Annotated in this window: 24 protein-coding genes; 18 read left to right on the top strand and 6 right to left on the bottom strand. The window is 67.1% G+C overall.

The window, feature by feature from the left end:
* The first annotated feature begins 24 nt into the window (after positions 1–24).
* From AC6EUH_RS12460 to AC6EUH_RS12480, 5 genes are all read left to right on the top strand, one after another.
* The gene (locus AC6EUH_RS12460; protein ID WP_499738816.1) at positions 25–1539 is read left to right on the top strand and encodes a CoA-acylating methylmalonate-semialdehyde dehydrogenase; all 1515 of its coding nucleotides are present in this window, start codon (positions 25–27) and stop codon (positions 1537–1539) included.
* A 31-nt stretch (positions 1540–1570) separates the two neighbouring features.
* Positions 1571–2482 carry a sugar phosphate isomerase/epimerase family protein gene (locus AC6EUH_RS12465; protein ID WP_056424588.1) on the top strand — a complete coding sequence of 304 codons (912 nt, stop codon included), beginning with the start codon at positions 1571–1573 and terminating at the stop codon, positions 2480–2482.
* Positions 2483–2501: 19 nt separating this feature from the next.
* A complete protein-coding gene (locus tag AC6EUH_RS12470; RefSeq protein ID WP_056424591.1) occupies positions 2502–3515 on the top strand; it encodes a Gfo/Idh/MocA family protein in 1014 nt (337 codons plus the stop codon).
* A gap of 83 nt (positions 3516–3598) precedes the next feature.
* Positions 3599–4474, top strand: coding sequence for a sugar phosphate isomerase/epimerase family protein (locus AC6EUH_RS12475; protein ID WP_499738817.1), 876 nt, complete (start codon positions 3599–3601; stop codon positions 4472–4474).
* The gene (locus AC6EUH_RS12480) at positions 4471–5895 is read left to right on the top strand and encodes a sugar porter family MFS transporter (RefSeq protein ID WP_499738818.1); all 1425 of its coding nucleotides are present in this window, start codon (positions 4471–4473) and stop codon (positions 5893–5895) included. Before AC6EUH_RS12475 ends, AC6EUH_RS12480 begins: the two co-directional genes overlap by 4 nt.
* 30 nt (positions 5896–5925) lie before the next feature.
* On the opposite strand, the gene AC6EUH_RS12485 is transcribed toward AC6EUH_RS12480, so the two are convergent.
* Entirely contained in the window at positions 5926–6375 is a 450-nt protein-coding gene (locus tag AC6EUH_RS12485; RefSeq protein ID WP_056424597.1) for a MarR family winged helix-turn-helix transcriptional regulator, read from the bottom strand.
* A 171-nt stretch (positions 6376–6546) separates the two neighbouring features.
* Between AC6EUH_RS12485 and AC6EUH_RS12490 the strand changes: the two genes are divergently transcribed.
* The 7 genes from AC6EUH_RS12490 to AC6EUH_RS12520 all read left to right on the top strand — a co-directional run bounded on the left by AC6EUH_RS12490 (position 6547) and on the right by AC6EUH_RS12520 (position 14066).
* Positions 6547–7776 carry an MFS transporter gene (locus tag AC6EUH_RS12490; RefSeq protein WP_499738819.1) on the top strand — a complete coding sequence of 410 codons (1230 nt, stop codon included), beginning with the start codon at positions 6547–6549 and terminating at the stop codon, positions 7774–7776.
* Positions 7777–8047: 271 nt separating this feature from the next.
* Positions 8048–9043, top strand: a complete 996-nt coding sequence (locus AC6EUH_RS12495) for a substrate-binding domain-containing protein (RefSeq protein ID WP_056424603.1) — start codon at positions 8048–8050, stop codon at positions 9041–9043.
* A gap of 52 nt (positions 9044–9095) precedes the next feature.
* Positions 9096–10145, top strand: coding sequence for an ABC transporter permease (locus AC6EUH_RS12500; protein WP_499738820.1), 1050 nt, complete (start codon positions 9096–9098; stop codon positions 10143–10145).
* A gap of 15 nt (positions 10146–10160) precedes the next feature.
* Positions 10161–11078 (top strand): ATP-binding cassette domain-containing protein, encoded by a 918-nt coding sequence (locus tag AC6EUH_RS12505; protein WP_499738821.1) that lies wholly within the window; start codon positions 10161–10163, stop codon positions 11076–11078.
* A gap of 32 nt (positions 11079–11110) precedes the next feature.
* Entirely contained in the window at positions 11111–12241 is a 1131-nt protein-coding gene (locus AC6EUH_RS12510; protein WP_499738822.1) for a Gfo/Idh/MocA family oxidoreductase, read from the top strand.
* Positions 12241–13035 carry a TIM barrel protein gene (locus AC6EUH_RS12515; RefSeq protein WP_499738823.1) on the top strand — a complete coding sequence of 265 codons (795 nt, stop codon included), beginning with the start codon at positions 12241–12243 and terminating at the stop codon, positions 13033–13035. Before AC6EUH_RS12510 ends, AC6EUH_RS12515 begins: the two co-directional genes overlap by 1 nt.
* On the top strand, positions 13032–14066 hold the full coding sequence (locus tag AC6EUH_RS12520; RefSeq protein WP_499738824.1) for a Gfo/Idh/MocA family oxidoreductase: 1035 nt from the start codon (positions 13032–13034) through the stop codon (positions 14064–14066). Before AC6EUH_RS12515 ends, AC6EUH_RS12520 begins: the two co-directional genes overlap by 4 nt.
* Before the next feature lie 125 nt (positions 14067–14191).
* Here the strand turns inward: AC6EUH_RS12520 and iolB are convergent, their stop codons facing one another.
* The 3 genes from iolB to AC6EUH_RS12535 form a co-directional block, all read right to left on the bottom strand.
* Complete coding sequence (gene iolB, locus AC6EUH_RS12525) at positions 14192–15088, bottom strand: 5-deoxy-glucuronate isomerase (RefSeq protein WP_499738825.1); 897 nt, start codon at positions 15086–15088, stop codon at positions 14192–14194.
* Positions 15089–15260: 172 nt separating this feature from the next.
* A complete protein-coding gene (locus AC6EUH_RS12530) occupies positions 15261–16001 on the bottom strand; it encodes a GntR family transcriptional regulator (RefSeq protein WP_056424623.1) in 741 nt (246 codons plus the stop codon).
* A gap of 169 nt (positions 16002–16170) precedes the next feature.
* Positions 16171–16968, bottom strand: coding sequence for a gamma-glutamyl-gamma-aminobutyrate hydrolase family protein (locus AC6EUH_RS12535; RefSeq protein ID WP_499738826.1), 798 nt, complete (start codon positions 16966–16968; stop codon positions 16171–16173).
* A 53-nt stretch (positions 16969–17021) separates the two neighbouring features.
* Here AC6EUH_RS12535 and AC6EUH_RS12540 point away from each other — a divergent pair, with 53 nt between their 5' ends.
* The 5 genes from AC6EUH_RS12540 to AC6EUH_RS12560 all read left to right on the top strand — a co-directional run bounded on the left by AC6EUH_RS12540 (position 17022) and on the right by AC6EUH_RS12560 (position 21963).
* Positions 17022–17534 carry an SRPBCC family protein gene (locus AC6EUH_RS12540; protein WP_499738827.1) on the top strand — a complete coding sequence of 171 codons (513 nt, stop codon included), beginning with the start codon at positions 17022–17024 and terminating at the stop codon, positions 17532–17534.
* An 85-nt stretch (positions 17535–17619) separates the two neighbouring features.
* A complete protein-coding gene (locus AC6EUH_RS12545) occupies positions 17620–18327 on the top strand; it encodes a FadR/GntR family transcriptional regulator (RefSeq protein ID WP_056424632.1) in 708 nt (235 codons plus the stop codon).
* Positions 18328–18529: 202 nt separating this feature from the next.
* The gene (locus AC6EUH_RS12550) at positions 18530–19915 is read left to right on the top strand and encodes an MFS transporter (RefSeq protein ID WP_499738828.1); all 1386 of its coding nucleotides are present in this window, start codon (positions 18530–18532) and stop codon (positions 19913–19915) included.
* A gap of 26 nt (positions 19916–19941) precedes the next feature.
* Positions 19942–20715, top strand: coding sequence for an SDR family NAD(P)-dependent oxidoreductase (locus AC6EUH_RS12555; protein WP_056424637.1), 774 nt, complete (start codon positions 19942–19944; stop codon positions 20713–20715).
* 114 nt (positions 20716–20829) lie between these two features.
* Entirely contained in the window at positions 20830–21963 is a 1134-nt protein-coding gene (locus AC6EUH_RS12560) for an LOG family protein (protein ID WP_056424640.1), read from the top strand.
* A 4-nt stretch (positions 21964–21967) separates the two neighbouring features.
* Here AC6EUH_RS12560 and AC6EUH_RS12565 read toward each other — a convergent pair whose 3' ends face one another.
* Both AC6EUH_RS12565 and AC6EUH_RS12570 read right to left on the bottom strand, forming a co-directional pair.
* Positions 21968–22876, bottom strand: a complete 909-nt coding sequence (locus AC6EUH_RS12565; protein WP_056424643.1) for a matrixin family metalloprotease — start codon at positions 22874–22876, stop codon at positions 21968–21970.
* Positions 22876–24075 carry a VIT1/CCC1 transporter family protein gene (locus AC6EUH_RS12570; RefSeq protein ID WP_056424645.1) on the bottom strand — a complete coding sequence of 400 codons (1200 nt, stop codon included), beginning with the start codon at positions 24073–24075 and terminating at the stop codon, positions 22876–22878. Before AC6EUH_RS12570 ends, AC6EUH_RS12565 begins: the two co-directional genes overlap by 1 nt.
* Before the next feature lie 263 nt (positions 24076–24338).
* On the opposite strand from AC6EUH_RS12570, the gene AC6EUH_RS12575 reads away from it, so the two are divergent.
* Positions 24339–24575 carry a hypothetical protein gene (locus AC6EUH_RS12575; RefSeq protein WP_056424648.1) on the top strand — a complete coding sequence of 79 codons (237 nt, stop codon included), beginning with the start codon at positions 24339–24341 and terminating at the stop codon, positions 24573–24575.
* Positions 24576–24680: the final 105 nt, after the last annotated feature.

The raw sequence follows: 24680 nt of genomic DNA on the forward strand, positions 1-24680 counted from the left end.
CACAGACCAAGGAAGTCCATCACCATGTCAACGACGACCGTCACCACCAAAACCATCCACCACTTCATCAACGGCGCAGAAACCGCCGGCGACGGCACCCGCACCCAGCCCGTCTACAACCCGGCCACCGGCGCCGTCACCGGGGAGCTGCGGCTGGCCAACCGGGCGGACCTGGACGCCACGGTGGCCGCCGCCCGCGCGGCCGCCGACAGCTGGGGCGACTTCTCGCTGGCCAAGCGCACCGCCGTGCTGTTCAAGTTCCGCGAACTCGTCGCGGCGCACGTCGACGCCCTCGCCGAGCTGATCACCGCCGAGCACGGCAAGGTCCTCTCCGACGCCAAGGGCGAGATCGGCCGAGGCCTCGAGGTCATCGAGTATGCCTGCGGCATCCCGACACTCCTCAAGGGCGACTACTCGGACCAGGTCTCCACCGGCATCGACGTCTTCTCCTTCCGCGAGCCGCTCGGCGTCGTCGCCGGCATCACCCCGTTCAACTTCCCGGTGATGGTGCCGCTGTGGATGGCTCCCATGGCGATCGCCACCGGCAACGCCTTCATCCTGAAGCCCTCCGAACGCGACCCCTCGGCCTCGATGCTGCTGGCCAAGCTGTGGAAAGACGCGGGCCTGCCCGACGGCGTCTTCCAGGTCCTGCACGGCGACAAGGAAACCGTCGACGGGCTCCTGACCCACCCGGACGTGGACGGCATCTCCTTTGTCGGCTCAACCCCGATCGCCAAGTACGTCCACGAGACCGCCACCAAGCACGGCAAGCGCGTCCAGGCCCTCGGCGGCGCCAAGAACCACGCCATCATCCTGCCCGACGCCGACCTCGACAATGCCGCGGACCACCTCGCCGCCGCCGCCTTTGGGTCCGCCGGTGAGCGCTGCATGGCCATCTCGGTCGCCGTCGCCGTCGGTGACGCCGCCGAGCTGCTGGTCGAGAAGGTCCAGGAACGCGCCCTGGCGGTCAAGGTCAACAACGGCACCGCGCCGGGCGCCGAAATGGGCCCCGTCATCACCCCGGCGTCCAAGGAGCGCATCGTCCGGATCGTCACCGAAGCCGAGGCCGCCGGAGCGGCGATGGTGGTGGACGGCCGCGGCCTGGTCGTCGCAGGCCACGAGGACGGTTTCTGGGTGGGCCCCACCGTCATCGACCACGTCAAGACCGAAATGACCGCCTACAGCGAGGAAATCTTCGGACCCGTCCTCGTCGTCGTCCGGGTGGAGGACCTGGACGCCGGTATCGCCCTGATCAACTCCAACCCCTACGGCAACGGCACCGCCATCTTCACCTCCTCCGGCGCCAACGCCCGCAAGTTCCAGCGCTCCGTCACCGTGGGCATGATCGGCATCAACGTGCCGCTGCCCGTGCCGGTGGCGCACCACTCCTTCGGCGGCTGGAAGGCCTCGCTCTTCGGCGACAAGCACATCTACGGCCCCGAAGGCGTCTCCTTCTATACCCGCGGCAAGGTGGTCACGTCCCGCTGGCCCGAACCGACCCACGCCTCGGGCGCCTCCTACAACTTCCCCTCCAACTAGTCCCGGCCCGACCAAGAAAGACAACGCTGTCATGACTGAGAACAAGCTGATCATCGGCACCGCGCCGGACTCCTGGGGCGTCTGGTTCGCGGATGACCCCAAGCAGACCCCATGGGAACGCTTCCTCGACGAGGTGGCCGAATCCGGCTACAAGTGGATTGAACTCGGCCCCTACGGCTACCTCCCCACCGACCCCGCCCGGCTCGCCGAGGAGCTCAAGGCCCGCGACCTGCAGATCTCGGCCGGCACCGTGTTCACCGCCTTCCACCGTGGCCTGGACCAGTGGGAAACCGCGTGGGAGCCGGCCCGCAGGGTCGCCGAACTCACCGCCGCGATGGGCGGCGAACACATCGTGGTGATCCCCGCGATGTGGCGCGACGACGTCACCGGCGAGGCCGTGGAAAGCGGCGAGCTCACCGAAAAGGCCTGGGCCGACCTCTTCGCCGGGCACAACCGCCTCGGCAAGACCCTGCTGGAGGACTTCGGCCTGAAGCAGCAGTTCCACTCCCACGCGGACTCCCACGTCGGCGCGCAGGAGGACATCGAGACCCTGCTCGCCGCCACGGACGGCCAGTACCTCAACCTGTGCCTGGACACCGGGCACGCCGAGTACTGCGGTGCGTCCAGCCTGGAGTTGATCAAGAACTACCCGGACCGGATCGGCTACCTGCACCTCAAGCAGATCAACCCGGACATCCTCAAAAAGGTCAACCAGGAGAACATGACCTGGGCCGCTGCCAACCTGGCCGGCGTCATGACCGAACCGCCGAACGGCCTGCCGGACCTGCGCGCCGTCATCGAGGCCGTCGAGGCGCTGAACCGCCCGATCTTTGGCATCGTGGAACAGGACATGTACCCCGTAGCCTTCGATGTGCCCATGCCGATCGCCAAGCGCACCCGCAACTACCTGCTCTCCTGCGGCTCCCGCACCGCCGTCAACTAGAACTCAAAGGACCAGAACCATGACCAAGACCCTCCGTGTAGCTGTCATCGGCGCCGGCCGTATGGGCGCAGACCACATCCTGCGGCTTAACACCCGCATCCACGGCGCGGAAGTTGCCGCCGTCGTCGACGTCGACCTGGCCCGCGCCCAGGCCGCCATCGAGGGAATCCCGGGCGCCGTCGCCCTGGCCGACGCCGACGAGGCGCTCAACAACGGCGACGTCAACGCCGTGCTGATCGCCACGCCCGGCTTCCTGCACGAGGACATCCTGCTCAAGGCGATTGCCAAGGACATCCCGATCCTCTGCGAGAAGCCGCTCACCCCGGACGCCGCCTCCGCCTGGAAGATCGTCCAGGCCGAGGAACAGCTGGGCCGCCAGCGCATCCAGGTCGGCTTTATGCGCCGCTTCGACGCCGAATACGCCGCCCTGGGCGACATCATCCGGAGCTCCGAACTCGGCGAGCTGCTGATGCTCCACCACCAGCACCGCAACCCGACCACCCCGGCCGGCTTCACCAACGAGATGCTGATCAACGACTCCGTGGTGCACGAGTTCGACGCCATCCGGTTCTTCACCGGCGAGGAGATCACGTCCGTCCAGGTCCGCCTCGGCAAGGCCACCAGGAACGCTCCGGCAGGCCAGCACGACCCGCAGCACGTGCTGATCGAAACCGAATCCGGCGTCCTGGCCGACGTCGAGATCTTCGTCAACGCCAAGTTCGGCTACGAGGTGGCCACGCAGGCCTCCTTCGAGGACGGCATCGTCAGCATCGGCGGCGACAAGGGCCCGTCCACGCGCACTGCCGGCCGCTGGGGCGGGAACATCACCCCCGGCTTCGAGGAGCGCTTCGGCGCCGCCTACGACGTCGAAATCCAGTCCTGGGTGGACGCCGCCGTCCGCGGTGAAATCGGCGGACCGACGGCCTGGGACGGGTACGCCACCGCCGCCTGCTGCGAGGCCGGCGTCGAGGCGCAGAAGAACGGCGAAAAGGTCGCCGTGAAGCTCAACGCCAAGCCCGCGCTCTACCGCTAGGACGAACGGGAGGGGGCCGTGGCCCCCTCCCGTTCCTCCGGTCCCACGCTCAACCCGCCAGATCCGCAATGGAGTGTTCCGAAGTGAAAATCGCACTTGATCCCACGCCGTTCCACCACAGCCTCGGACTCCTGGAGTTCCCGCGCGTCGTCGCCGACCTCGGCTACGAGTACATGCAGATGACCCCGCACCCCGATTTCATCCCGTTCTTCAACCACCCGAAGGCCGACGACGAACTGGTGGGCCAGCTGAAGGCGGCCTGCAAGGACGCCGGGATCGAAATCGCCTCCGTGCTGCCGGTCCTGCGCTGGTCCGGGCCTGATGAGGACGCCCGCGAAGCCGCCGTCCGCTACTGGAAGCGCGCCATCCAGATCGCCGTGGACCTGGGCGTCAGCACGATGAACACCGAGTTCAGCGGACGCCCGGAGAAGGCCGAGGAATCCGAGCGTGCGTTCTACCGCTCCATGGAGGAACTGCTGCCGATCATCGAACGGGAAGGCATCGACCTCCTGATCGATCCGCACCCGGACGACTTCGTCGAGGAGGGCCTCGCCGCGATCCGGGTGATCCGCGGCCTGAACTCCAAGAACGTGGGCCTGGTCTACGTGGCCTCTCACAGTTTCCACATGAAGGACGCGCCGCTGGATATCATGCGCGCGGCGGGGGACAAGCTCCGCCTGGTCCACGTCGCCGACACCATGGACCACCACGCCTCGCACGGGCTGCGCTACATCACCAACCCGCCCGGCAACCCGGTCCGGGTGCACCAGCACCTGAAAATCGGCGACGGCGACGTCAACTGGGACGAGTTCTTCGGGGGCCTGCAGGAAATCGGCTTCCTAGATCGGGAGGACACCGTGATGGTCTCCAGCGTCTTCGCCGAGGACGACAACGCCGCCGAGGTCTCCCGCTACCAGCTGGACACGATGAAGCAGCAGATCCAGAAGGTGAGCGTATGACGCCGACGGCAACCGCCCAACAGCGGAAGGCGCCGCCGGCCAACCATAAAAAGGCATTGCGCACCGCCACCATCATCTCCACCTTCGGCGGCCTCCTCTTCGGCTATGACACCGGCGTCATCAACGGTGCCCTGCCTTACATGCAGGAGGACCTGGGCCTCACGCCGCTCACCGAAGGGCTGGTGACCTCCTCGTTGCTCTTTGGCGCCGCCTTCGGCGCCCTGTTCGGCGGGCGCCTCGCGGACCGCAACGGACGGCGCAAGATGATCATGGTGCTGGCCGTGATCTTCCTGGTCGGCACCCTGGCCTGCACCGTCGCCCCGAACACCGAGGTCATGATCCTGGCCCGCTTCGTCCTGGGCCTCGCCGTCGGCGGCGCGTCCGTCACCGTGCCCGTCTACCTCGCCGAGGTCTCTCCGAGCGCCCGGCGCGGCCGGATCGTCACCCAGAACGAGCTGATGATCGTCACCGGCCAGCTGCTGGCCTTCATCTTCAACGCCTACCTCGGCAACACCTTCGGCGAATCCGGCGGGATCTGGCGCTGGATGCTCGTCATCGCCACCCTGCCGGCGATCGCACTCTGGATCGGGATGAACTTCATGCCCGAAAGCCCGCGCTGGCTGGCCTCGATGGGCAGCTTCGGCGAGACCCTCAGCGTGCTGCAACGGATCCGCTCCCAGTCCGGGGCCCGGGCCGAGTTCGAGGAAGTCAAGGCCATGGCCGTGGAGGACTACAAGTCCAAAATGGGCTCCTGGCGGGACCTCGGTGTGCCCTGGCTGCGCCGCATCTTCGTGGTGGGCATCGGCCTGGCCGTCATCCAGCAGATCACGGGCGTGAACTCGATCATGTACTACGGCACACAGATCCTCGCGGAATCCGGCTTCGGCCGCGAAGCCGCGCTGACGGCCAACATCGCCAACGGCATCATCTCCGTCGCGGCCACCTTCGTGGGGATCTGGCTGCTGGGCAAGGTGGGCCGGCGCAAGATGCTCATCACCGGCCAGATCGGCACGACGGCGGCGCTGCTGCTGATCGGTGTCTTCTCCCTGGTCCTGCCCGAAGGCACCGCCCGGGGCTTCGTGATCCTGGCCCTGACCGTGACATTCCTGGCCTTCCAGCAGGGCGCGATCTCCCCGGTCACGTGGCTGATGCTGTCTGAGATCTTCCCGCTGAAAATCCGCGGCCTCGGCATGGGCGCCTCAGCCTTTGTGCTGTGGACGGTGAACTTCCTGGTTGGGTTCGGCTTCCCTCAGCTCCTCGCCGCGATCGGTCTCGCCAGCACGTTCTTCGTCTTCGCCGTGCTGGGTGTCGGCGCCATTGCGTTTGCCGCGAACTACATCCCGGAAACAAAGGACAAGAGCCTGGAAGACCTGGAGCACCACTTCAAGCAACTGGCTGCCAAACAACCCGTCGCCGCGTAGCCTGGCCGGGGGCGGCGCGGGGTTAAACGGCTACGCGTGCGCGTGCAGCTTCGGAAGCGCATCGACCAGGGGCGCCAGCTCCGGCACCTCCTGCGCCTCGGCCAGCGCACGCTCCAGCGTGGCGTCGTGGCTGGGCCGGGCCTCCTCCAGCAGTTTGATGCCGCCCGGAGTGAGCTCGGTGTAGATGCCGCGGCGGTCATCGGCGCACAGGATCCGGGTCAGCAGGCCGCGGTCCTCCAGCCGGTTGACCAGCCGCGTGGTGGCGCTGGCACTCAACGCCGTGGCGCGGGCCAGCTGCTGCATACGCATGTGCCAGCCGTCCTGGCGGCTCAGCGCATCCAGCACGGTGTACTCCACGACGGACAGCTGCGCCACCGCCTGCAGCGCGCGCTCCAGCTCCGCCTCGATCAGCCCGTGCAGGGCCGCCAGGGTCCGCCAGCCTTGCGCCCGGACCTCGACGGCGTCGTCCTTGATGCCCATCAGTTCTTCCCTTCAGATCAGCCCGCCCCGCCCGGAAAGTCCCGGAACAACGGCAGCCCACAAATTAGTTGCTTGCGCGGCATAGTTGCTTGTGCAACAATAAATAACGCGTCTGCAACTAATAGCTTACGCTTCGCAATTCTTTCCGTACAGTTTTGAAGGAGCACCTCCATGCCAATCGGCCTGATAGCACTTGCCCTCGGCGGGTTCGGGATCGGACTCACCGAGTTCGTCATTATGGGCCTGCTGCCCGAAGTGGCCGCCGACTTCCGCGTCAGCGAGGCCACGGCCGGCTGGCTGATCTCCGGCTATGCGCTCGCCGTCGTGGTCGGGGCGTTGCTCCTGACCGCCGCCGTAACGCGCTTCGAGCGCAAACCGGTCCTGGCCGTGCTGATGGTGCTGTTCATCGCGGGCAACCTGATCTCGGCCGTCGCGCCGGACTACTCGCTGATGATGATCGGCCGCATCATCGCGGCGCTGGCACACGGCGCCTTCTTCGGCATCGGCGCGGTGGTCGCCGCCAGCATGGTGGCCCCCACCAAAAAAGCCGGGGCCATCGCCATTATGTTCACCGGGCTGACCGCAGCCAATGTCCTGGGCGTTCCGTTCGGCACCATGCTGGGCCAGGCCGCCGGCTGGCGGTCCACCTTCTGGGCGATCACAGGCATCGGCGTGCTGGCCCTGGTCGGCATCCTCACCCTGGTCCCGAAGACCGGCGCGGGCCAGGCCGGCGGCCTGAGCGGGGAACTCCGGGCCTTCCGGTCCGGCCAGGTCTGGCTCTCCATCCTGGTCACCATCCTCGGCTACGGCGGCATGTTCGGCGCCTTCACGTACATCGCCTTCACGCTCACCGAGGTCACCGGATTCTCCGCCTCCACCGTGCCGTGGCTGCTCATTCTCTTCGGCGTGGGCCTGTTCATCGGCAACACCGCGGGCGGCAAGGCCGCGGACCGGAACGTGGACCGAACGTTGCTCGTGGCGCTCTCCGCCCTGGTTGTGGTCCTGGTGATCTTCGCCCTGACGTCCGGAAGCCAGCCCATGACCATCGCCTCCATGGTGCTGCTGGGCGGCTTCGGCTTCGCCACGGTCCCCGGACTTCAGATGCGCGTCATGAAATACGCCACGACCGCCCCCACCCTGGCCTCCGGGGCCAACATCGGAGCCTTCAATGTGGGCAACGCCCTCGGCGCCTGGCTGGGCGGAGTGACCATCACGGCCGGCCTCGGCTACACCTCGCCCATCTGGGCCGGCGCCGGGATCACGCTGCTGGGCCTGGCCGTGATGGTGGTCGCCGCAGCCTCTGCCGGGCGGCAAGGCGGCGGGCGCGACGGCGTTCTTGCCGCGGCCGACGGCGCCGGCGCGGACGGTTTGCGGGAGGGTGCGGAGCTCCAGCGGGCCTAACTTCCTCAACTTCATTTTCGAACATCGCGACGACGGCGGCGGCCTTGGGCTGCCGCCGTCGCCGGCGTTTGCCGGCAGTTTGGTGCCCCGCGGAAGGGCCCGAACCCCGGCGTTTGTTTACTGGCCGAAAGTCAATCGTTACGTGATTACATCCTAATGTCAGGACAAACTATTGACATGAGTGAGGTAAATCACCATGATCAGTTGTAGGCGGCTCACGGACTGACGCAAAGATGCGGTCGGCGTGGCCCGGAATCAAAGGAGATTAATCGTGACCAAGTTCTCGTGGCGGAAGACGGCCCTCGTGGCGGCCGTGGTACCCATGCTGGCCCTGAGCGCGTGTTCCAGCACCGGCGGCAAGCCTGCAGACTCCGGCGCTGCGGCCGGCGGCGGCCAGGTCGCCTCCACGGAGCGGATGAAGATTGCCCTGATCACCCACGCCGCTGCAGGTGACACCTTCTGGGACATCGTCCGCAAGGGGGCCGAGGAGGCGTCGGCGAAGGACAACGTTGAGCTCCTCTACACGTCCGATCCCGAAGCCGGGCGCCAGGCCCAGCTCATCCAGCAGGCTATCGACCAGAAGGTTGACGGCATCGCGGTGACGCTTGCGAAGCCCGAAGCCCTTAAAGACGTCCTGAAGAAGGCCACCGACGCCGGCATCCCGGTTGTGAGCCTGAACGCCGGCGAGGGTGTCTCGGCGCAGCTGGGGGCCTTCACCCACTTCGGCTCGAACGAAAATCTCGCCGGTGAGGCAGTCGGCACCCGGCTCGCGGCGGAGAACTTCAAGCACCCGGTCTGCGTGATCCAGGAACAGGGCCACGTCGGACTTGAAGCACGATGCGCAGGCGTCAAGGCGAAAGTGCCCGCAACGGAGATCCTGTACGTCGACGGAAAAGACATGACCTCTGTCCAGTCCACGGCGACGGCCAAGCTCCAGGCTTCCAAGGACGCCGACGTCATCATCGGCCTCGGCGCCCCCATCACCCTGACTCTCCTCAAGTCGGTCACGGACGCCGGCAGCTCGGCCAAGGTTGCCAGTTTTGACCTGAACGCGGACCTCGCCCAGAAGATCGTGGATGGTGCAGTTCTGTTCACCGTGGACCAGCAGCCGTGGCTGCAGGGCTACGGCGCCGTTGATGCGCTGTGGCAGAACAAGCGCGGCGGCTTCACCATCGGCGGCGGCCAGTCGGTCCTTACCGGCCCGAGTCTGGTCGACAAATCCAATGCCGCCGATGTCCTGACCTTCGCCCAGCAGGGCATCCGCTAACAGTCCGCTGGCCGGGCCGGCTCACACCGGCCCGGCAGCAAGGAGAGCTATCATGACCATCACCCAGACAAAGACCCCGGCGCCGGCGGCCGATGAGCGTGTCGCCAAGCGCAGTCCGTTCCAGAAGTTGCTTGGCCGGCCCGAGATTGGCGCCCTGGTGGGCGCGATCGTCCTGTTCGTCTTCTTCGCGTTGGTATCCCCGACGTTTACCCAGCCGAATGCCTTCGCGACCGTGCTGTACGGTTCCTCCACCATCGGGATCATGGCGGTGGGTGTGTCCTTGCTGATGATCGGCGGGGAGTTCGACCTTTCCACCGGCGTCGCCGTGATCTCCTCGGCGCTGACGGCGTCGATGTTCAGCTGGTACTTCAGCACGAACGTCTGGGTCGGCGTCGGCCTGGCCTTGGTGGTGTCCCTGGGCATCGGCTACCTCAACGGCTGGATCCTGATGAAGACCAAGCTGCCGTCCTTCATCGTCACCCTGGCCACGTTCCTGATGCTGACCGGCCTGAACCTGGGCCTGACCCGCCTGATCGGCGGCGGCGTGTCATCGCCCTCGATCTCCAACATGGAGGGCTTCGACTCCGCCCGGGCCGTGTTCGCGTCCTCGGTGAACATCGCCGGCGTCGACGTCAAAATCACGGTGTTCATCTGGATCGCGCTCGTCGCGGTGGCCACCTGGGTGCTGATGCGGACCCGGGTGGGGAACTGGATCTTCGCGGTCGGCGGCGACGCGAACGCGGCCCGCGCCGTGGGTGTGCCCGTCAAGGCCACCAAGATCGGACTGTTCATGGGCGTGGGCTTCTGTGCCTGGATCCTGGGCATGCACAACCTCTTCGCCTTCGACACCGTGCAGTCCGGTGAAGGCGTGGGCAACGAATTCCTCTACATCATTGCCGCGGTGATCGGCGGATGCCTCCTGACCGGCGGCTACGGTTCGGCGATCGGCGGCGCGATCGGCGCCTTCATCTTCGGCATGGCCAACAAGGGCATCGTCTACGCGCAGTGGAACCCGGACTGGTTCAAGTTCTTCCTCGGCCTGATGCTGCTGCTGGCCACCATCGTCAACCTCATCGTCAAGCGCCGCGCGGAACTCAAGTAAAGGGGCCGGAGAGAAATGAATGCCAACGAGATCGACCAGCAAACGCTGCTCCAAAACGAAAAAGATCCCCTCACGCACACGCCCGTCCACCTGCTCTCCCTCGAGAGGGTCGGCAAGCACTACGGCAACATCATCGCCCTGTCCGATGTCACAATGGCCGTGGACAACGGCCGCGTCACCTGCGTGCTGGGCGACAACGGCGCCGGCAAGTCCACGCTGATCAAGATCATCGCCGGACTGCACCAGCACGACGCCGGGGTCCTGAATATCATGGGCGAGGAACGGAAGTTCGGTTCTCCCCGGGACGCCCTGGACGCCGGCATCGCCACCGTCTACCAGGACCTGGCCGTGGTGCCCCTGATGCCGATCTGGCGGAACTTCTTCCTCGGTTCCGAGCTCACCTCCGGCTTCGGCCCGTTCAAGAGCATGGACGTCGAGAAGATGAAGGAGATCACGCTCAAGGAACTCGCCGAAATGGGCATCGACCTCCGCGACGTGGAGCAGCCCATCGGGCAGCTCTCCGGCGGTGAACGCCAGTGCGTCGCGATCGCCCGGGCCGTGTACTTCGGCGCGAAGGTCCTGATCCTGGACGAGCCCACCGCGGCCCTGGGCGTGAAGCAGTCCGGCGTGGTACTCCGCTACATCCTGCAGGCCCGCGACCGGGGCCTCGGGGTCATCTTCATCACCCACAACCCCCACCACGCCTTCCCCGTCGGCGACCGGTTCCTGCTGCTCAAGCGCGGCAAATCGATCGGCTACTACGACAAAAAGGACATCACCCTCGACGAGCTCACCGCCCAAATGGCCGGCGGCGCCGAACTCGCCGAACTCGCCCACGAACTCGAACAACTCGGCGGCCATGGCGACATCGTCAAGGAAGTCAAGGGCGAAGTCGCCGACGTGGCCCAGACAACCGGCAAAACCTACGGGTGAGCTGCCGTCCCGATTCTTGAAAGGACAAGCCTTTGGCTTACCTGAACCGCAACCCGTCCGACGCAACCCAGCCGGTGAAGATCGGACTGATCGGCTCCGGCTGGATGGGCGCTTTCCACGCAGAGAGCATCGCCCGCCGGGTCCCCGGCGCCGAGCTCGCCGCCATCGCGGACCCCAATGTTGAGTCCGCCGCTGGGCTGGCGTCCGTCCTGGGTGCGAGCAAGGTGACGGCGGACGCCGCCGACATCCTGGCCGATCCGGAGATCGACGCCGTGATTATCGCGAGCCCGGCGCGCTTCCACTCGGCCCTGATCGCCCAGGCTGCCGCCGCCGGCAAGCATGTGTTCTGCGAGAAGCCGGCCGGGCTGGGCCTGGCTGAGCTCGACGCCGCCCTGGCCGCCGTGGAGGCGGCCGGCGTGCACTTCCAGATCGGTTTCAACCGCCGGTACGCTGCCGACTTCCAGGCTGCCAAGAAGGATCTAGCCGCGGGAACGGTCGGAACGCCGCAGCTGCTGCGCTCGCTGACCCGGGATCCCGGCACCGGAAGCATTCCAAACGCGGCCAGGGTCCCGGCCTGGACTGTCTTCCTGGAAACCCTGATCCACGACTTCGATACCCTGAACTGGTTCAACGAAGGCGCGGAGCCGGTGGAGGTCTACGCCATCGCCGATGCGCTCGTGGAACCGGGCCTGCGCGACCAAGGCTTCCTGGACACGGCGGTCGTGACCATCCGGTACAGCAACGGTGCCATCGCCGTGGCCGAGGCAAACTTCAGCGCCCTCTATGGCTATGACATCCGCGGGGAAGTCTTTGGTTCCAGAGGCATGGTGCAGGCCGGGCGGGCCACGGAAACCGCCGCCCGCCGCTACACCGCCGACGGCATGTCGGCGGACACACCACGGCTGAACGTCGAGCTCTTCCGGCAGGCCTATACGGACGAGCTCGTCGACTTCGCCGAGTCCGTGCGGGTACGGCGGGACGGACGCAGTGACGATCCAGCGCCGTCGTCGGCCGCGTACTCACTCACGCCCGGCGCGGCGGACGCCCGGCGCGCGCTGGCCATGGCGTTGGCCTGCATCGAATCGGTCAAGCGCGGCACCCCCGTAGGGGTCAACGCAGCGCCGGTCAATACTGCGGCAGTCAACACCGCGGCGGTCCTCTGATGCGCCTTGCCGTCTGCGCCGAGATGGTCTTCACCGACCTTCCGTTCACGGAGCGGGTGCGCCGGATCCATGAGGCCGGCTTCGACGTCGAGCTCTGGGACTCGCGGACCAAGGACATCGGGGCCCTCAAGGCCACCGGGGCGGTGTTTTCGTCCATGACGGGCTACACCGCCGGCAGCCTGGTTGACCCGGACTCGGCCGACGAGGTGGTGCGGACGGCGGAGACGCTCATCCCCACTGCCCTGGAGCTCGGCGTGAGCCGCATGGTGGTGCACCCGGCTGAACTCATCGACGGCCAGGCAGCCCGTCCGGTCTACCGGCCCAGCGGCCACATGTGGAGCACGGGGGCGGGGACCCTGGAGCGGCTTGGCCGGCTCGGCGACAAGTACGGGGTGACCTTCTGCCTTGAGAACCTCAACACCATCCTCGACCACCCCGGCATCCCGCTGGCCCGGGCCAAGGACACCCTGGCGCTGGTACAGGCCGCCGGGCACCCCAACGCCAGGCTCATGCTGGATCTTTATCACGCCCAAATGGGGGAGGGGAACCTGATCGAGCTCGTCCGGAACGCCCTGCCGTACGTCGGCGAAATCCAAGTGGCGGATGTTCCCGGGCGCTGCGAACCCGGCACCGGGGAAATCAACTACGTTGCCGTCGCCAGGGCGCTCGCGGAGGCCGGCTACGGCGGAACCGTGGGCATGGAAGCCTGGGCCAGCGGTGACAGCTACGCGGCCCTGGAGGCCTTCCGGGCAGCGTTCACCGTGCCCGCACCACACGCGGAAGTAGGAGCATGAGAGACGTAATCCTGGGACTGGTCGGCGTGGGCCGGATCGGCGTCATGCACGCCAACAACATCGCAGCGCTCAACGGGGTGCTGAATCCGCAGGGCATCAACGTCCGGCTCCGGCTCACTGACGTCGCCGCCGACCACGCCCGGGCCGTAGCCGCCGGGCTCGGTGCCGAGTTCCTGCCCTCGGTGCAGTCGATCCTGGCTTCCGGGCTGGACGGACTGGTCATCGCCACAGGAACCGGGACCCACCCCGAACTGATCAAGGCCGGCGTGGACGCCGGAATCCCGGTCTTCTGCGAGAAGCCCGTGGCCCTGAACGTGGCGGACGCCCTGCCCGTGCTCGACTACATCCGGGACCGGCAGGGCGTGGTCCAGATCGGCCACCAGCGGCGCTTCGACGCCGGCTACCAGGAGGCCCGGCGGGCCCACCAGGCCGGGGAACTGGGCTGGATCCACTCGCTGCGCGCCGTCACGTGCGACATGACGCCACCGCCGGTCGAGTTCCTGGCCAGCTCCGGCGGGCTGTTCCGGGACTGCTCGGTCCACGATTTCGACATCCTGCGCTGGCTCACCGGCCGGGAAATCGTCGAGGTCTACGCCCGGGGTTCCAACAACGGGGACCCTGCCATTGGTGCCGCCGGCGATGTGGACACGGCCCTCGCGCTGGTGACGTTCGACGACGGCACCGTCGGGACGGTTTCGGCCACGCGGTACAACGGCGCCGGCCACGACGTACGGCTGGAAATCCAGGGTTCCCGCAGCTCGCTCATGGTGGGCCTGGACGACAAGACCGCGTTGGCCTCCGCCGAAGCCGGGATCACGTTCCCGGCGGGGGAGCCCCACCGCACGTTCGCGGAGCGGTTCGACCAGGCCTACCGCTCGGAGATGGCGGCCTTCGTCGAGCTGATCCTGGGCCGCCGGGACAACCCCTGCACCCCCGAGGACGCCGTGGCAGCCTCCCGGGTGGCCGACGCCGCACAGGAATCCCTCGCGACCGGCGTGCCGGTCCGGGTGGCCCAGACCGTGGCCCGCTAAGCCGGCACTCCACCCCGGTTCCGTCACCGGGGTGGAGCGCCAAAGACGAAAGAACCCCGGAGCCTGGTGGCTCCGGGGTTTTTTGCGCTGCGCGGGCTTGCCGGGATAGGCATTTCGGTTCAGCTTCAGGCGCCGAACGGCAGGCGCGGGTCGAGGTCCTGGCCTTCCCAGGTCTGGCGGATCCAGCCGTGGTGCGGGTCATCGCTGATCAGCCAGTCGCGGACGGGGCCGGGGCCCGCCATCACGTTGAGGTAGTACATGTCGTAGCCCGGGGCTGCCATGGCCGGGCCGTGCCAGCCGTAGGGCACGAGGACGACGTCACCGGTCCGCACTTCCGCGGAGACGTCGATGGGCCGCTCGTCCGAGGCGTAGACGCGCTGATACCCGATCGCGTCGTCCGCTCCCAGCCGGGCCGGCGCGCCGGGGGAGACCCGGGTCTCGAAGTAGTAGATCTCCTCGAGGCTGGTCTCGCCGTCCTTCTCCTCATCGTGCTTGTGCGGAGGGTAGGAGGACCAGTTGCCGGCCGGCGTGAGGACCTCGCAGACGATGAAGCGGTCCGCCTCCAGTGCGGCGGGGGTCCCGAAATTGTGGACCTGGCGGGAGCAATTGCCGGCTCCGCGCAGTTCCACCGGCGTCTCGGCGGCCGTGATGAGGCGCGTCGGGTATGAGGATTTGGCCGGGGCGGTGGCGACGGCGACGCGTCCGCCGTCGGACGAACTGATGGTCACCGCCTTGCCCGTTCCGGTGTACAGAACGTCGCTGGGGCCGCTGAAGACGCTGTCCCGGCCGGCCAGCCGGTACTCCTCGCCGTCGACGGACACCGTAAAGGCGCCGTTAAGCGGGACCACAATGCGCTCCTCGTCCGCGGCGGGAAGTTCGACGGCGGCCGCGGCCGCCAGCGTGGCGACCTTCAGTCCGGTGTGGGCCCAGCCCGCCACCTCCAGCGTGGAATCGGACGTTCCCAGGGAGACGTCCCAGGTGCCTTGGGCGGCGGTGCCGAGCGGATAGACCCAGTTGGCCATGAGTTGTGCCCTTTCGTTGTCGCGTCACTGCCGCGCCGGAGGGGGGCGCGGGGGGATACGGGGTGGGTGCGTTCACGACGTCGCGCAGTGCGCCACCGCCTGGCGCCCAGGCCGGGCAATGCCGGACTGGCAGCGCCGGACGGCCGGCGCTGCCGGTTGGCGCCGGTGGGGCCTAGCGTTGGACGAGCGTCATTTCGAAGCTGTAGGAATCCGCGCGGTAGACGTGGTGTCCGGTTTCCACCTGGCGTCCGGTGTCATCCACGGCGGTGCGTTCCATGGTGACGAGGGCTGAACCGGGGGTGGTGTCCAGCAGCGATGCCTGGTAGTCGTTGGCGATCATGGCGCCGATGCGCTGCGACGCGAGGCGGAAGTTCACGCCGCCGTTGCGGAGGATCCCGTAGAGGCCCTGCGCGCCGAGGAGCGCCTCGTCGATGGGGGTGATGTCATCGCGGACCCAGTTCTCCATCAGCGCCAGCGGTTTTCCGCCGACCTTCCGGAGCCGGGTGAAATGGTAGACCTTTGCGCCGTCGGGAAGCTGGAGTGCCGCCCGGGTGGCGGCGTCGGCCTCGTCGTGGGAGAAGCTCAGCACCTCCGTGGTGGGCTTGCTGCCGTTGTTGCTGAGGTCATCGAAGAGGCTGGACAGCTCCAGGGGGCGCCGTACCTGGCTGGAGACCACCTGCGTGCCGACGCCGCGCTTGCGCACCAGCAGGCCCGAGCGGACCAATTCGTCCATGGCCTTGCGCATGGTGGGGCGGGAAAGGTTCAGCTGGGCGGCAAGGTCGATCTCGTTGTCGAGGCGGCTGCCCGGGGGAAGCACCCCGCCGTGGATCGCGGCTTCAATACCCTGGACCACCTGGTGGTAGAGCGGCACCGGGGAGGACCTGTCGATGTTGAGATTAAGTTGATTCGCCACTTTTTGCATAGCCACTGTTGAAGCGCTCCCTTGTGCCCCGGACTGGAACCCGGTGCGGCCGCCAGTCATGTGTCCGGCATATGTTCGCTTGATAGGACATACTGCCTAAGTTGATAGTAGCAGGGGAAAGCCGGGGATGTCAGGACAAAATACGTCCGAGCTGCCGCGTCTACCGCAGCTGCCGCCGTCGACAGATCTCAACAAAGGCGCGGAACGGGGCGAGCCGTTCTTCGGCCGGGAGTTCCAGGGCCTCGGGGTGCCACTGCACGGACGCCACCCAGCGCTCCGGGTCCTCCAGCGCCTCGACGGTCCCGTCCTCGGCGACAGCTGTCACCACAAGACCTTCGGCGACCCGCGCCACGGCCTGATGGTGACCGGAGGCAATCTTGACCGTGACGCCGGTGGTGCCGTCCGTCCGGCCGGTGTTCCCCGTGCCGCCGTTCCCGAATGCGCCGTAAAGTCCAGCCACTTTGCTTCCCCCGTGCAGGTCAACCTCGTGCCAGGCCCATGGCCCGGCCCCGTGCGCCGGCGCGGGTTCCCGGTGCGCTACGGTGCCCGGGTCCATGTCCTGGATCAGCGTTCCGCCGTAGAGGACGTTGAGCAGCTGGTGCCCCCGGCAGATGCCCAGCACCGGCAGTCCGGCGTCGATGGACCGCCGCGCGATGGCCAGGTCCAACTCGTCCTGGGCATGGCTGACGTCGTAGCAGGCGTCACCGGGTTCCTCGCCGTAGAGCCGGGGGTCCAGGTCGCCGCCGCCGGGAAGGACGACGCCGTCGAGCGCCTTAAGCGCCTCATCCGGCGCCGCCAGAAGCACCGGTTCGCCGCCGCCGTCGCGCACCAGTTCCACTATGTAGTCAAAGAGCTCGTCGGCCTCCGCCACGCGCGGATCCGGGTCAGTAGAGCTGCTGAGCCGGACGGGAATTCCGATGCGGGGCCGGTTGCTGCGGGGGAGGGGCGGAGTCTGCATGATTTATTTTGCACCACAATTTCTGTGTCACAACGCAGGGCTAGGATTGCCGGATGACGAACAGATATCTTGTGTCCCGCAGCCGTTTCATCGCCGCCGCGCCGGTTGCCATCTTCGAGGTGCTGGCCACGCCTGCGCTGCACAGCGTCATCGACGGCTCGGACACCGTCAAGGGTGCCCAGCCGCGCGGCCCTGAACGGCTGGCCCTTGGTGCGAAGTTCGGCATGGAAATGAACATGAAAATGGACTACAAGATCCTCAACACGGTGTGCGAGTTCGAGGAGGGCCGGCGGATCGCGTGGCGGCACTTCTACGGCCACGTCTGGCGCTACCTGTTGGAACCCGCCGCGGATTCGGACGGAAAGCCGGGCACACTGGTCACCGAACAGTGGGACGCCCGCCAGGTCCGCGGCAAGTTCTTCCTGCGGCTCGCGGGCTACCTGCGGCGGCACCCTGCCAACCTGGAAAAGACCCTGGCCAAGCTTGAGGCCTATCTGGCGGCTTCCGGGCCGCGCGAAGCGGGCCGCGCGGGGAGTTCCACGGATGGCCACCCAGAAGGACGGTGACGCGGGCCGGTCCCGGCCCGTCCCCCGGCTTCTGTAATGTGGGTGGCACCGGGAGCACAAGGCAAGAATGAAGGTGGGACGCGCAATGGGCCGCAGGACACTCGTTGACGACCTCGTTGACGGCCTGCTCGACGACATCCTGGACGGCAAGCTGCAGCCCCACGAAGCCATCCCGCCCGAGGCCGACATCGCCAAGGCCTACGACGTCAGCCGCCTCACGGTGCGCGAGGCGCTCAAGGCCCTCCGGGCGCAGAACATCCTGTACGTCAAAGCCGGCCGCGGGACCTTCGTCAACCCGTCCGATAACTGGACCGGGCTGGATGCGATCTTCAAGGCCGCTTCGCACGGGAACGGCGCGGAGCAGGTCGCGGTGGGCCTGATCGAAATGCGGCGCATGGTGGAAACCGGGGCCGCCGCGCTCGCGGCCAAACGCCACACCACCGAGCACGCAGAGCAGATGCGCCAGTGCATCGCGGATATGAAGCGCTTTCACGATTCCGGCGACCTGGATGCCTTCGTCGCGGCCGACATCGGTTTCCACGACGCCGTCCTGAGGGCCGCCGGAAACCCCTTTATCCGGGCGCTGTTCGCCCAGTTGGGCCAGCTCCTCTACGTGAAGCGACGCGAGACCTCTGCCGTTGAGCAGATCCAGGTGCACGCCATCGAATACCACCAGAAGGTCATGGACAGCATCCTCAGCGGCGACTCCGAGTTGGCCCGGCGCACCATGGACGATCACATGGAGCAGACGTACCAGGACTACGAACGCTACGTGCACAACCCGGCCTCCTGATTTAACGCCACGCACCAGTAGGGTCTTGACGTAATCCACATCACTCTTCTATGCTTTTTCTCAGTTCCTCAATCAGATGTCTGACATCTGACTTAGATTGCGTCAGCTCCAGTTCCCCCGTTGAACCGGACCGCCCCCACATATCCCCACGGATTCCCGCCACCATCGCAGGTGACGGCCTCCGTTAGACAGAAGGTCGAAGATGACTTCACTCTCCTTAAAGTCCGCCGGACTCGGCGAGCTTGGCGAGCGTACGCTCCGCAAGGTCCGCCGCCGCATTATGCCCCTGATCGTCCTGCTCTACTTCGTTGCCTACCTTGACCGCAACAACGTGGGCTTCGCCAAACTCACCATGAGTGAGGACATCGGCCTGAACGCCGCCGCCTATGGCCTGGGCGCCGGTATTTTCTTCCTCGGCTACGCGCTCCTGGAGGTCCCCAGCAATGCGGGCATGTACCGGTTCGGCGCACGCAAGTGGCTGGCCCGGATCCTCATCACATGGGGCATCTTCGCGACGGCCATGTGCATGGTGAACGGTGAGACCACCTACTACATCATCCGGTTCCTGCTGGGTGCGGCAGAGGCAGGGTTCTTCCCCGCCATCCTGTTCTACCTGACGCTGTGGTTCCCCGCCGCGCAGCGTGTCACGGTGCTCGGCATCTTCATCCTCGCGCAGCCCGTGTCCAACGCCCTCGGCGCTCCGGTCTCCGGCCTGCTCCTGCAGATGGACGGCATCATGGGTCTCCAGGGGTGGCAGTGGCTGTACATCATCGAAGGCATCCCGGCCATCCTGCTGGGCCTGCTCACCCCCATCCTTATGACCGACCGTCCGCGGGACGCCAAGTGGCTCGCCCCGGAGGAGCGCGAATGGCTTGCCTCCACCATGGACAAGGAACTGGCCGTCAAGTCCAGCACCGGCAACCACAATTTCCTGGCAGGCCTGAAGGACAAGCGCACCCTGACCTACTCCGCCCTCTACTTCGGACTGGTCTGCGGCATCTATGGACTGGGCCTGTGGATGCCCACGATCGTCTCCGCCATGGGAACGTTCTCCACGGCGCAGATCGGCTTCATCGTGCTGATCCCCTACTCCGTGGCCGCCGTTTTTGTGTACTTCTGGAGCAAGCGTGCAGACCGGACCGGCAAGCGTGCCTGGCACACCGCCGTGAGCATGGTGCTGGCCGGCATGGGTCTGCTGGCCGCAGGATACCTGCTGCCCGTCAACCCGATCCTGGCCATGATCGGCCTGACGGCCTCCGCCATGGGTATCTACGGCGCGATCGCCCCGTTCCTTTCCATGCCGTCCGCCGCACTGACGGGGGCGGCGGCAGCTGCCGGGCTGGCCTTGATCAACTCGCTGGGCAACCTGGGCGGGTTCGTTGCCCCGTACGCCGTAGGACTCCTGAACGATGCCACGGGCAACAACCAGAGCGGCCTGCTGTTCCTGTCCCTCTGCTTGTGCATCACCGCGGTGGCCACCTACCTCTACGCCCGTAAACGCCCGGAAGGCGATGCCGCGCTGGATCCGGCAGTTGCCGCGACTGCCGATGTGACCGCTGACTCCGCGGCCACCGCCAAACTCTCCTGATCCCGAAATCCCCGAAGGAAAACCTCATGACTCCCAGCACCTTCCCCTCCGAACGCACGGTTGTCCTGACCGGCGCCGCGTCCGCACGCGGCATCGGCCGCGCGGCCGCCGACCGGATGGCCAGCGAGGGATGGTCCATCGCCATCCTTGACATCAATGCGGAGGACGCCAAGTCTGCCGCCGCGGAGATTGGCTCCAACCGTGCGGTCAAGGCCATCGGCGTCGGCGCCGACGTATCCGACGAAGCGTCCGTTGACCGGGCAATCGCCGAGATCGAAGCCTCACTCCCGCCGATCGTTGCGCTGGCCAACCTGGCGGGCATCAGCTCCCCGACGCCGTTCATGGAAACCACGGTGGAGGAGTGGGACAAGGTCTTCGCCATCAACATGCGCGGAACCTTCATCGTGTCCCAGCGCGTGCTCAAGGGCATGATCGAGCGCAAGCTCGGGCGCATCGTGAGCATTTCCTCCATCTCCGCCCAGCGCGGCGGCGGCACGTTCTCGAAGGTTGCCTACAGCGCCACCAAGGCCGGAATTCTTGGGTTCACCCGTGCGCTGGCCCGTGAAGTTGGCGAGTTCGGAATCACGGTCAATGCCATTGCCCCCGGCCCGATCGACACCGACATCATGGGTGGAACCCTCACCGATGAGCGCAAGGCACAGCTGTCCGAGGGCATCATGATGGGCCGCGTCGGCACCCGCGAGGAAGTGGCGGCCTTGATCGCCTTCCTGCTGGGCCAGGACTCGGGCTACATCACCGCCGCCACCTACGACATCAACGGCGGTCTCCAGGTTTCCTGACCGGAACCCGGCCCACCGCCCGTTGCGCTATCACTTTTTCGGCCTCATCCTCCCGGAATGGCCGCCAAAAGTGATAGCGCAACGGGGTTAAACGCCACGGTCTAGGCTGGCTCCATGAACGCCGCCCGCAGCCTGCACCCCAGCCCCCGCACGCTGGAGGTCGAATCCCTCGACAGCTTTGACCGGCTGGTCGCGGCCGGGGCCAAAACCATGCAGGGCTGGCATGTCCAGTCACTGGACCTGCGCGGACGGACGGCACAGCTCGCCGGACTGCACGCGCAGGGCGGGATCTTCCTCGGATGCACCTTCGACGCCGGCATGGAGGAGTCGCTGCGCAGCCGCGGTGCCCTGATCTTCCCCAAACTTGAGGCGGTACCGTTCAACCCGTACCGCGGGCGTCTTTACACCCCGCAGGAGCTCTACGCGGGGATCTCGGACTCACGCTATGAGGACACCCCCGACGCCAGGGTGTACCAGTGGAGCATCCGGCCGGGCCAGCGCCACCGGCTGGACGCCACCCTGGCCGCGGCACTGCATGACCATTCGATCGGCGATGCCCTCGATGAACTGACCCGCTCGGAACTCTGCGCCGGCCGGACCATGGTGGGCGTCATGGGCGGGCACGCCGCCCACCGCGGTTCCGCCGTTTTCGAGGAGGCCGCACTGCTGGGACGGCTGCTGGCGAGGGCCGGCCGGCTGGTGGCCACCGGCGGCGGGCCCGGCACCATGGAGGCCGCCAACCTGGGCGCCTACCTGAGCACTGCTCCGGAGCGGGACTTCCGGCGGGCCCTCTCCGATCTCGCCGCGGTTCCCGGGTTCTTGCCCTCCGTGTCAACGTGGGCGCGGTCCGCCGCCGCCGTCGTCGAACGTCATCCGGACGGCACGCCGTCGCTGGGGATCCCCACGTGGTTCTACGGGCACGAGCCCCCGAATTTCTTCGCCACGCACATCGCCAAGTACTTCGCGAACGCCATCCGCGAGGCCGTCCTCCTGGAATTGTGCAACGGCGGCATTGTCTTCCTGCCCGGCTCCGGCGGCACCGTCCAGGAGATCTTCCAGGATGCCTGCGAGAACTACTACGGCACCCCGGAGACCATCATGCCGATGGTGCTGGTGGGGCAGGAGCACTGGCTCCGGCGTTACCCGGCCTGGCCCCTGCTGCAGAGCCTCGCGGCCGGACGGCAGATGGAGAGCCGGATCTTCCTGGTGGACACCGTGGAGGAAGCGCTCGCCGTCCTGGACCGCTGATCGGTCAGAGGTCCTTGCGGCACTGCGCCTTGCCCAGCTGGTACAGGCCGTTCAGGTCGCCCGCGGCCAGTCCGTCCGGGGCGCCGATCTCGGGGTACATCAGCTGCACCGGGTCGTTCACATGCTCCAGCCCCATGACGTGGCCCAGTTCGTGCAGGATCACCGCGGTGGCATACGCGGAACCGTCCGTCTGGCTGAGGTCCTCGGCGATCTGCGGGGCGTCGAGTTCCAGGCTGCCCGTGACAAAGCTCTTGGGCCCGTCGCCGAAGCTGAAGTGGGTGCTGCCGCCGGTCCCGATCACCGGTCCCTTGAGCTGCGGCGCCTGGTCCGGGGTGGTCCACGCGATCAGCAGCGGCGCCCAGCGTTCCCCGTAGACGTCCCGCTGGTACGGGATGCGGGACTGCGACGGCGCCTCGGTGGTGGGACCGTCGTCGACGAACTGAATGCCGGTCGCCCGGGAGATCGTGCTGATCGCATCCTCGACCAGGCGCTCGGCGCCTTCTGGAGCGAGCGCCGCGTTCACCACGTAGTGCAGCGGCCGGCATGGCGAATAGCCCACTGGGGTGCCGTCGTCGTTCGTGGCCAGGAACTTGTACGATTCGCTGGCGACGTCCGGTTTCTGCGGGTGGCCCAGCGGCTCGTCCTGTTCTTCGACTCCGGGCGGGGGAGTGTCCGTCCGGACCGACTCAGCGACAGCCGGCTGCCCGGGCTGGCCCGCCATCGCTGTGCCCGGACCGGTTCCGCGGCTGACTTCGAAGAGTCCCGAGAAGCGCGGATCGCCGTAGATGAAGCCTGCGGCCAGGAACGCCGCGCCGGCAATGACCGCAGCGGCGGCGAGGCCGCGGAAGATCCGCCACGTGGTGCGCGGACGGCTATGCCGCGGTGACCGGTCCCGGAACTCAGGACCGTCCACTAGGCGACCACAGCGCCGAAGGCCATACCCAGCAAGTACGTCACACCTGCCGCGCCCATGCCGATCGCCAGCTGGCGGAGCCCGCGGGTGGTGGGCGACGTCCCGGAGAGGAGCCCGACGACGCCGCCGGTGAACAGGAGTGCCAGGCCCACCAGAGCCGCGGACACCACGAGGGCCGCGACCCCGGTCATGCCCAGGACAAAGGGCAGGATGGGAACGATGGCGCCGGAGGCAAAGAAACAGAAGCTCGACGCCGCCGCGCTCCAGGCGGTGCCGACGGCAACATGTTCGTCACGGGATTCAGGCACCTCCGGCTGCAGGGAGAGGCTGGGATCGCAGTCGCAGTCGCGCAGGCCCATCCGCTCCGCCACGCGGTGTTCGGCAGCCTCCCGCGACATGCCGCGCGCCAGGTAGACCAGCAGGAGTTCGTTGTGTGCGATGTCCAGCGACGGTGCGGCGGCCAGGGTGATCTGGGTGGGGAGCGTAGCGGCCAGGAGTTCGCGCTGGGAGCGCACGGAAATGAATTCGCCCGCCCCCATGGACAGCGCCCCGGCCAGCAGCCCGGCGACACCGCTGAGCAGGACCACGGAACTTCCCACGCCGGAGGCGGCCATGCCCATGACCAGGGACAGGTTGCTGACCAGTCCGTCGTTGGCCCCGAAAACGGCCGCGCGGAACGTTCCGGCCAGCCGGTTGCGGCCCCGGGTAGCGAGCCCGCGGACCACTTCCTCGTGGATCTGCTCGTCGGCGACCATGGCCGGCGTGGCGGAGGGCTCGGTGGCGTAGGGGGACCGGCTTTCGGCCCGCTGGGCGAGGGCCAGCACAAAGACCGAGCCGAAGTGGCGTGCCAGGAAACCCAGGAACTGGCTGCGGAGTGAGGCGGGGCGGGGGCGGCCGGCCTGGTCGCCGAGCAGTTGGAGCCAGTGCGCCTCGTGGCGGCCTTCGGCTTCGGCCAGGGCGAGGAGGATCTCGCGCTCTTCGCCGTGGCGGTTCTGGGCGAGGTCCCGGTAGACGGAGGCCTCGGCGCGTTCGTCGGCGAGGTACTGCCGCCACCGTTTGATATCCGCGGCGCTGGGTGCTGCGGCGGGCGGAATTGCGCTGCTGGGGGCAGCGGCGGGTGTTGCGGCCGGCGCGTCCTCGCGGGGTTCCGGGCGGCGGGGGTCCGGGTTGGACGGATCAGATGTGGCGTGCTGAGACACGGAAGCTCCTGGGCTTAAGCGGGCATGGTTCGGCCCCGTTGCGTTTCCAGCGTACCCCGTATTTCCGCGTTTTTTCGGCTGGCGATCCTCAGCGGGGAGTTTAGGCAAACCGTAAAAATTCCGGTGCCGCCGGGACGTTTGCGGCTGTCGCGGTCAGCGCCGGCGGGAGGTCTTGACCGGCCGGGTTCCCAGTGTTCGAATGAAAACCCAGGGCGCGCTCTTCGGAGCCGCTGCCGCCACCCCAGTCACACGGAGGTTGCATCATGGACAACATCGGTTCACGTCCTATCCAGCCGGCCCGGGATTCCCTCGAGTCCGATCCCGCTTACGATTACGCCGAGGACGCGCCTGTGAGTGACTCCGCGGAAACGGAAGAGGAAGAGCTTTTCGAAGAGGCCGACCGGATCGTTCCCTTGGAGGAACAGGACTTCCTGGGCGACGACAAACCGGTGGTGGCCCGCGACGGGGAAGAATTCCTTGAGCCTGAAGAGAATGAGTGATTGTCCCAGCGTTTGAGTGGCAAGCGGCCTCAAGGCTCAGCTTAAAAGTTCGACGGCGGTGCCCCCTCAAAGGGAGCGCCGCCGTCGACCTTTAACTCGCTGGCA

The sequence above is a fragment of the Arthrobacter sp. 001422645 genome, assembly GCF_059816125.1.

Bases quoted from the DNA above. Each gene is read 5' to 3' on its own strand.
- AC6EUH_RS12480 (WP_499738818.1), top strand. From the start codon at position 4,471: ATGACGCCGACGGCAACCGCCCAACAGCGGAAGGCGCCGCCGGCCAAC.
- AC6EUH_RS12515 (WP_499738823.1), top strand. From the start codon at position 12,241: ATGCGCCTTGCCGTCTGCGCCGAGATGGTCTTCACCGACCTTCCGTTC.
- AC6EUH_RS12545 (WP_056424632.1), top strand. From the start codon at position 17,620: ATGGGCCGCAGGACACTCGTTGACGACCTCGTTGACGGCCTGCTCGAC.
- AC6EUH_RS12470 (WP_056424591.1), top strand. From the start codon at position 2,502: ATGACCAAGACCCTCCGTGTAGCTGTCATCGGCGCCGGCCGTATGGGC.
- AC6EUH_RS12535 (WP_499738826.1), bottom strand. From the start codon at position 16,968: ATGCAGACTCCGCCCCTCCCCCGCAGCAACCGGCCCCGCATCGGAATT.
- AC6EUH_RS12490 (WP_499738819.1), top strand. From the start codon at position 6,547: ATGCCAATCGGCCTGATAGCACTTGCCCTCGGCGGGTTCGGGATCGGA.
- AC6EUH_RS12575 (WP_056424648.1), top strand. From the start codon at position 24,339: ATGGACAACATCGGTTCACGTCCTATCCAGCCGGCCCGGGATTCCCTC.
- iolB (WP_499738825.1), bottom strand. From the start codon at position 15,088: ATGGCCAACTGGGTCTATCCGCTCGGCACCGCCGCCCAAGGCACCTGG.
- AC6EUH_RS12540 (WP_499738827.1), top strand. From the start codon at position 17,022: ATGACGAACAGATATCTTGTGTCCCGCAGCCGTTTCATCGCCGCCGCG.
- AC6EUH_RS12500 (WP_499738820.1), top strand. From the start codon at position 9,096: ATGACCATCACCCAGACAAAGACCCCGGCGCCGGCGGCCGATGAGCGT.
- AC6EUH_RS12550 (WP_499738828.1), top strand. From the start codon at position 18,530: ATGACTTCACTCTCCTTAAAGTCCGCCGGACTCGGCGAGCTTGGCGAG.
- AC6EUH_RS12465 (WP_056424588.1), top strand. From the start codon at position 1,571: ATGACTGAGAACAAGCTGATCATCGGCACCGCGCCGGACTCCTGGGGC.
- AC6EUH_RS12505 (WP_499738821.1), top strand. From the start codon at position 10,161: ATGAATGCCAACGAGATCGACCAGCAAACGCTGCTCCAAAACGAAAAA.
- AC6EUH_RS12485 (WP_056424597.1), bottom strand. From the start codon at position 6,375: ATGGGCATCAAGGACGACGCCGTCGAGGTCCGGGCGCAAGGCTGGCGG.
- AC6EUH_RS12460 (WP_499738816.1), top strand. From the start codon at position 25: ATGTCAACGACGACCGTCACCACCAAAACCATCCACCACTTCATCAAC.
- AC6EUH_RS12560 (WP_056424640.1), top strand. From the start codon at position 20,830: ATGAACGCCGCCCGCAGCCTGCACCCCAGCCCCCGCACGCTGGAGGTC.
- AC6EUH_RS12555 (WP_056424637.1), top strand. From the start codon at position 19,942: ATGACTCCCAGCACCTTCCCCTCCGAACGCACGGTTGTCCTGACCGGC.
- AC6EUH_RS12520 (WP_499738824.1), top strand. From the start codon at position 13,032: ATGAGAGACGTAATCCTGGGACTGGTCGGCGTGGGCCGGATCGGCGTC.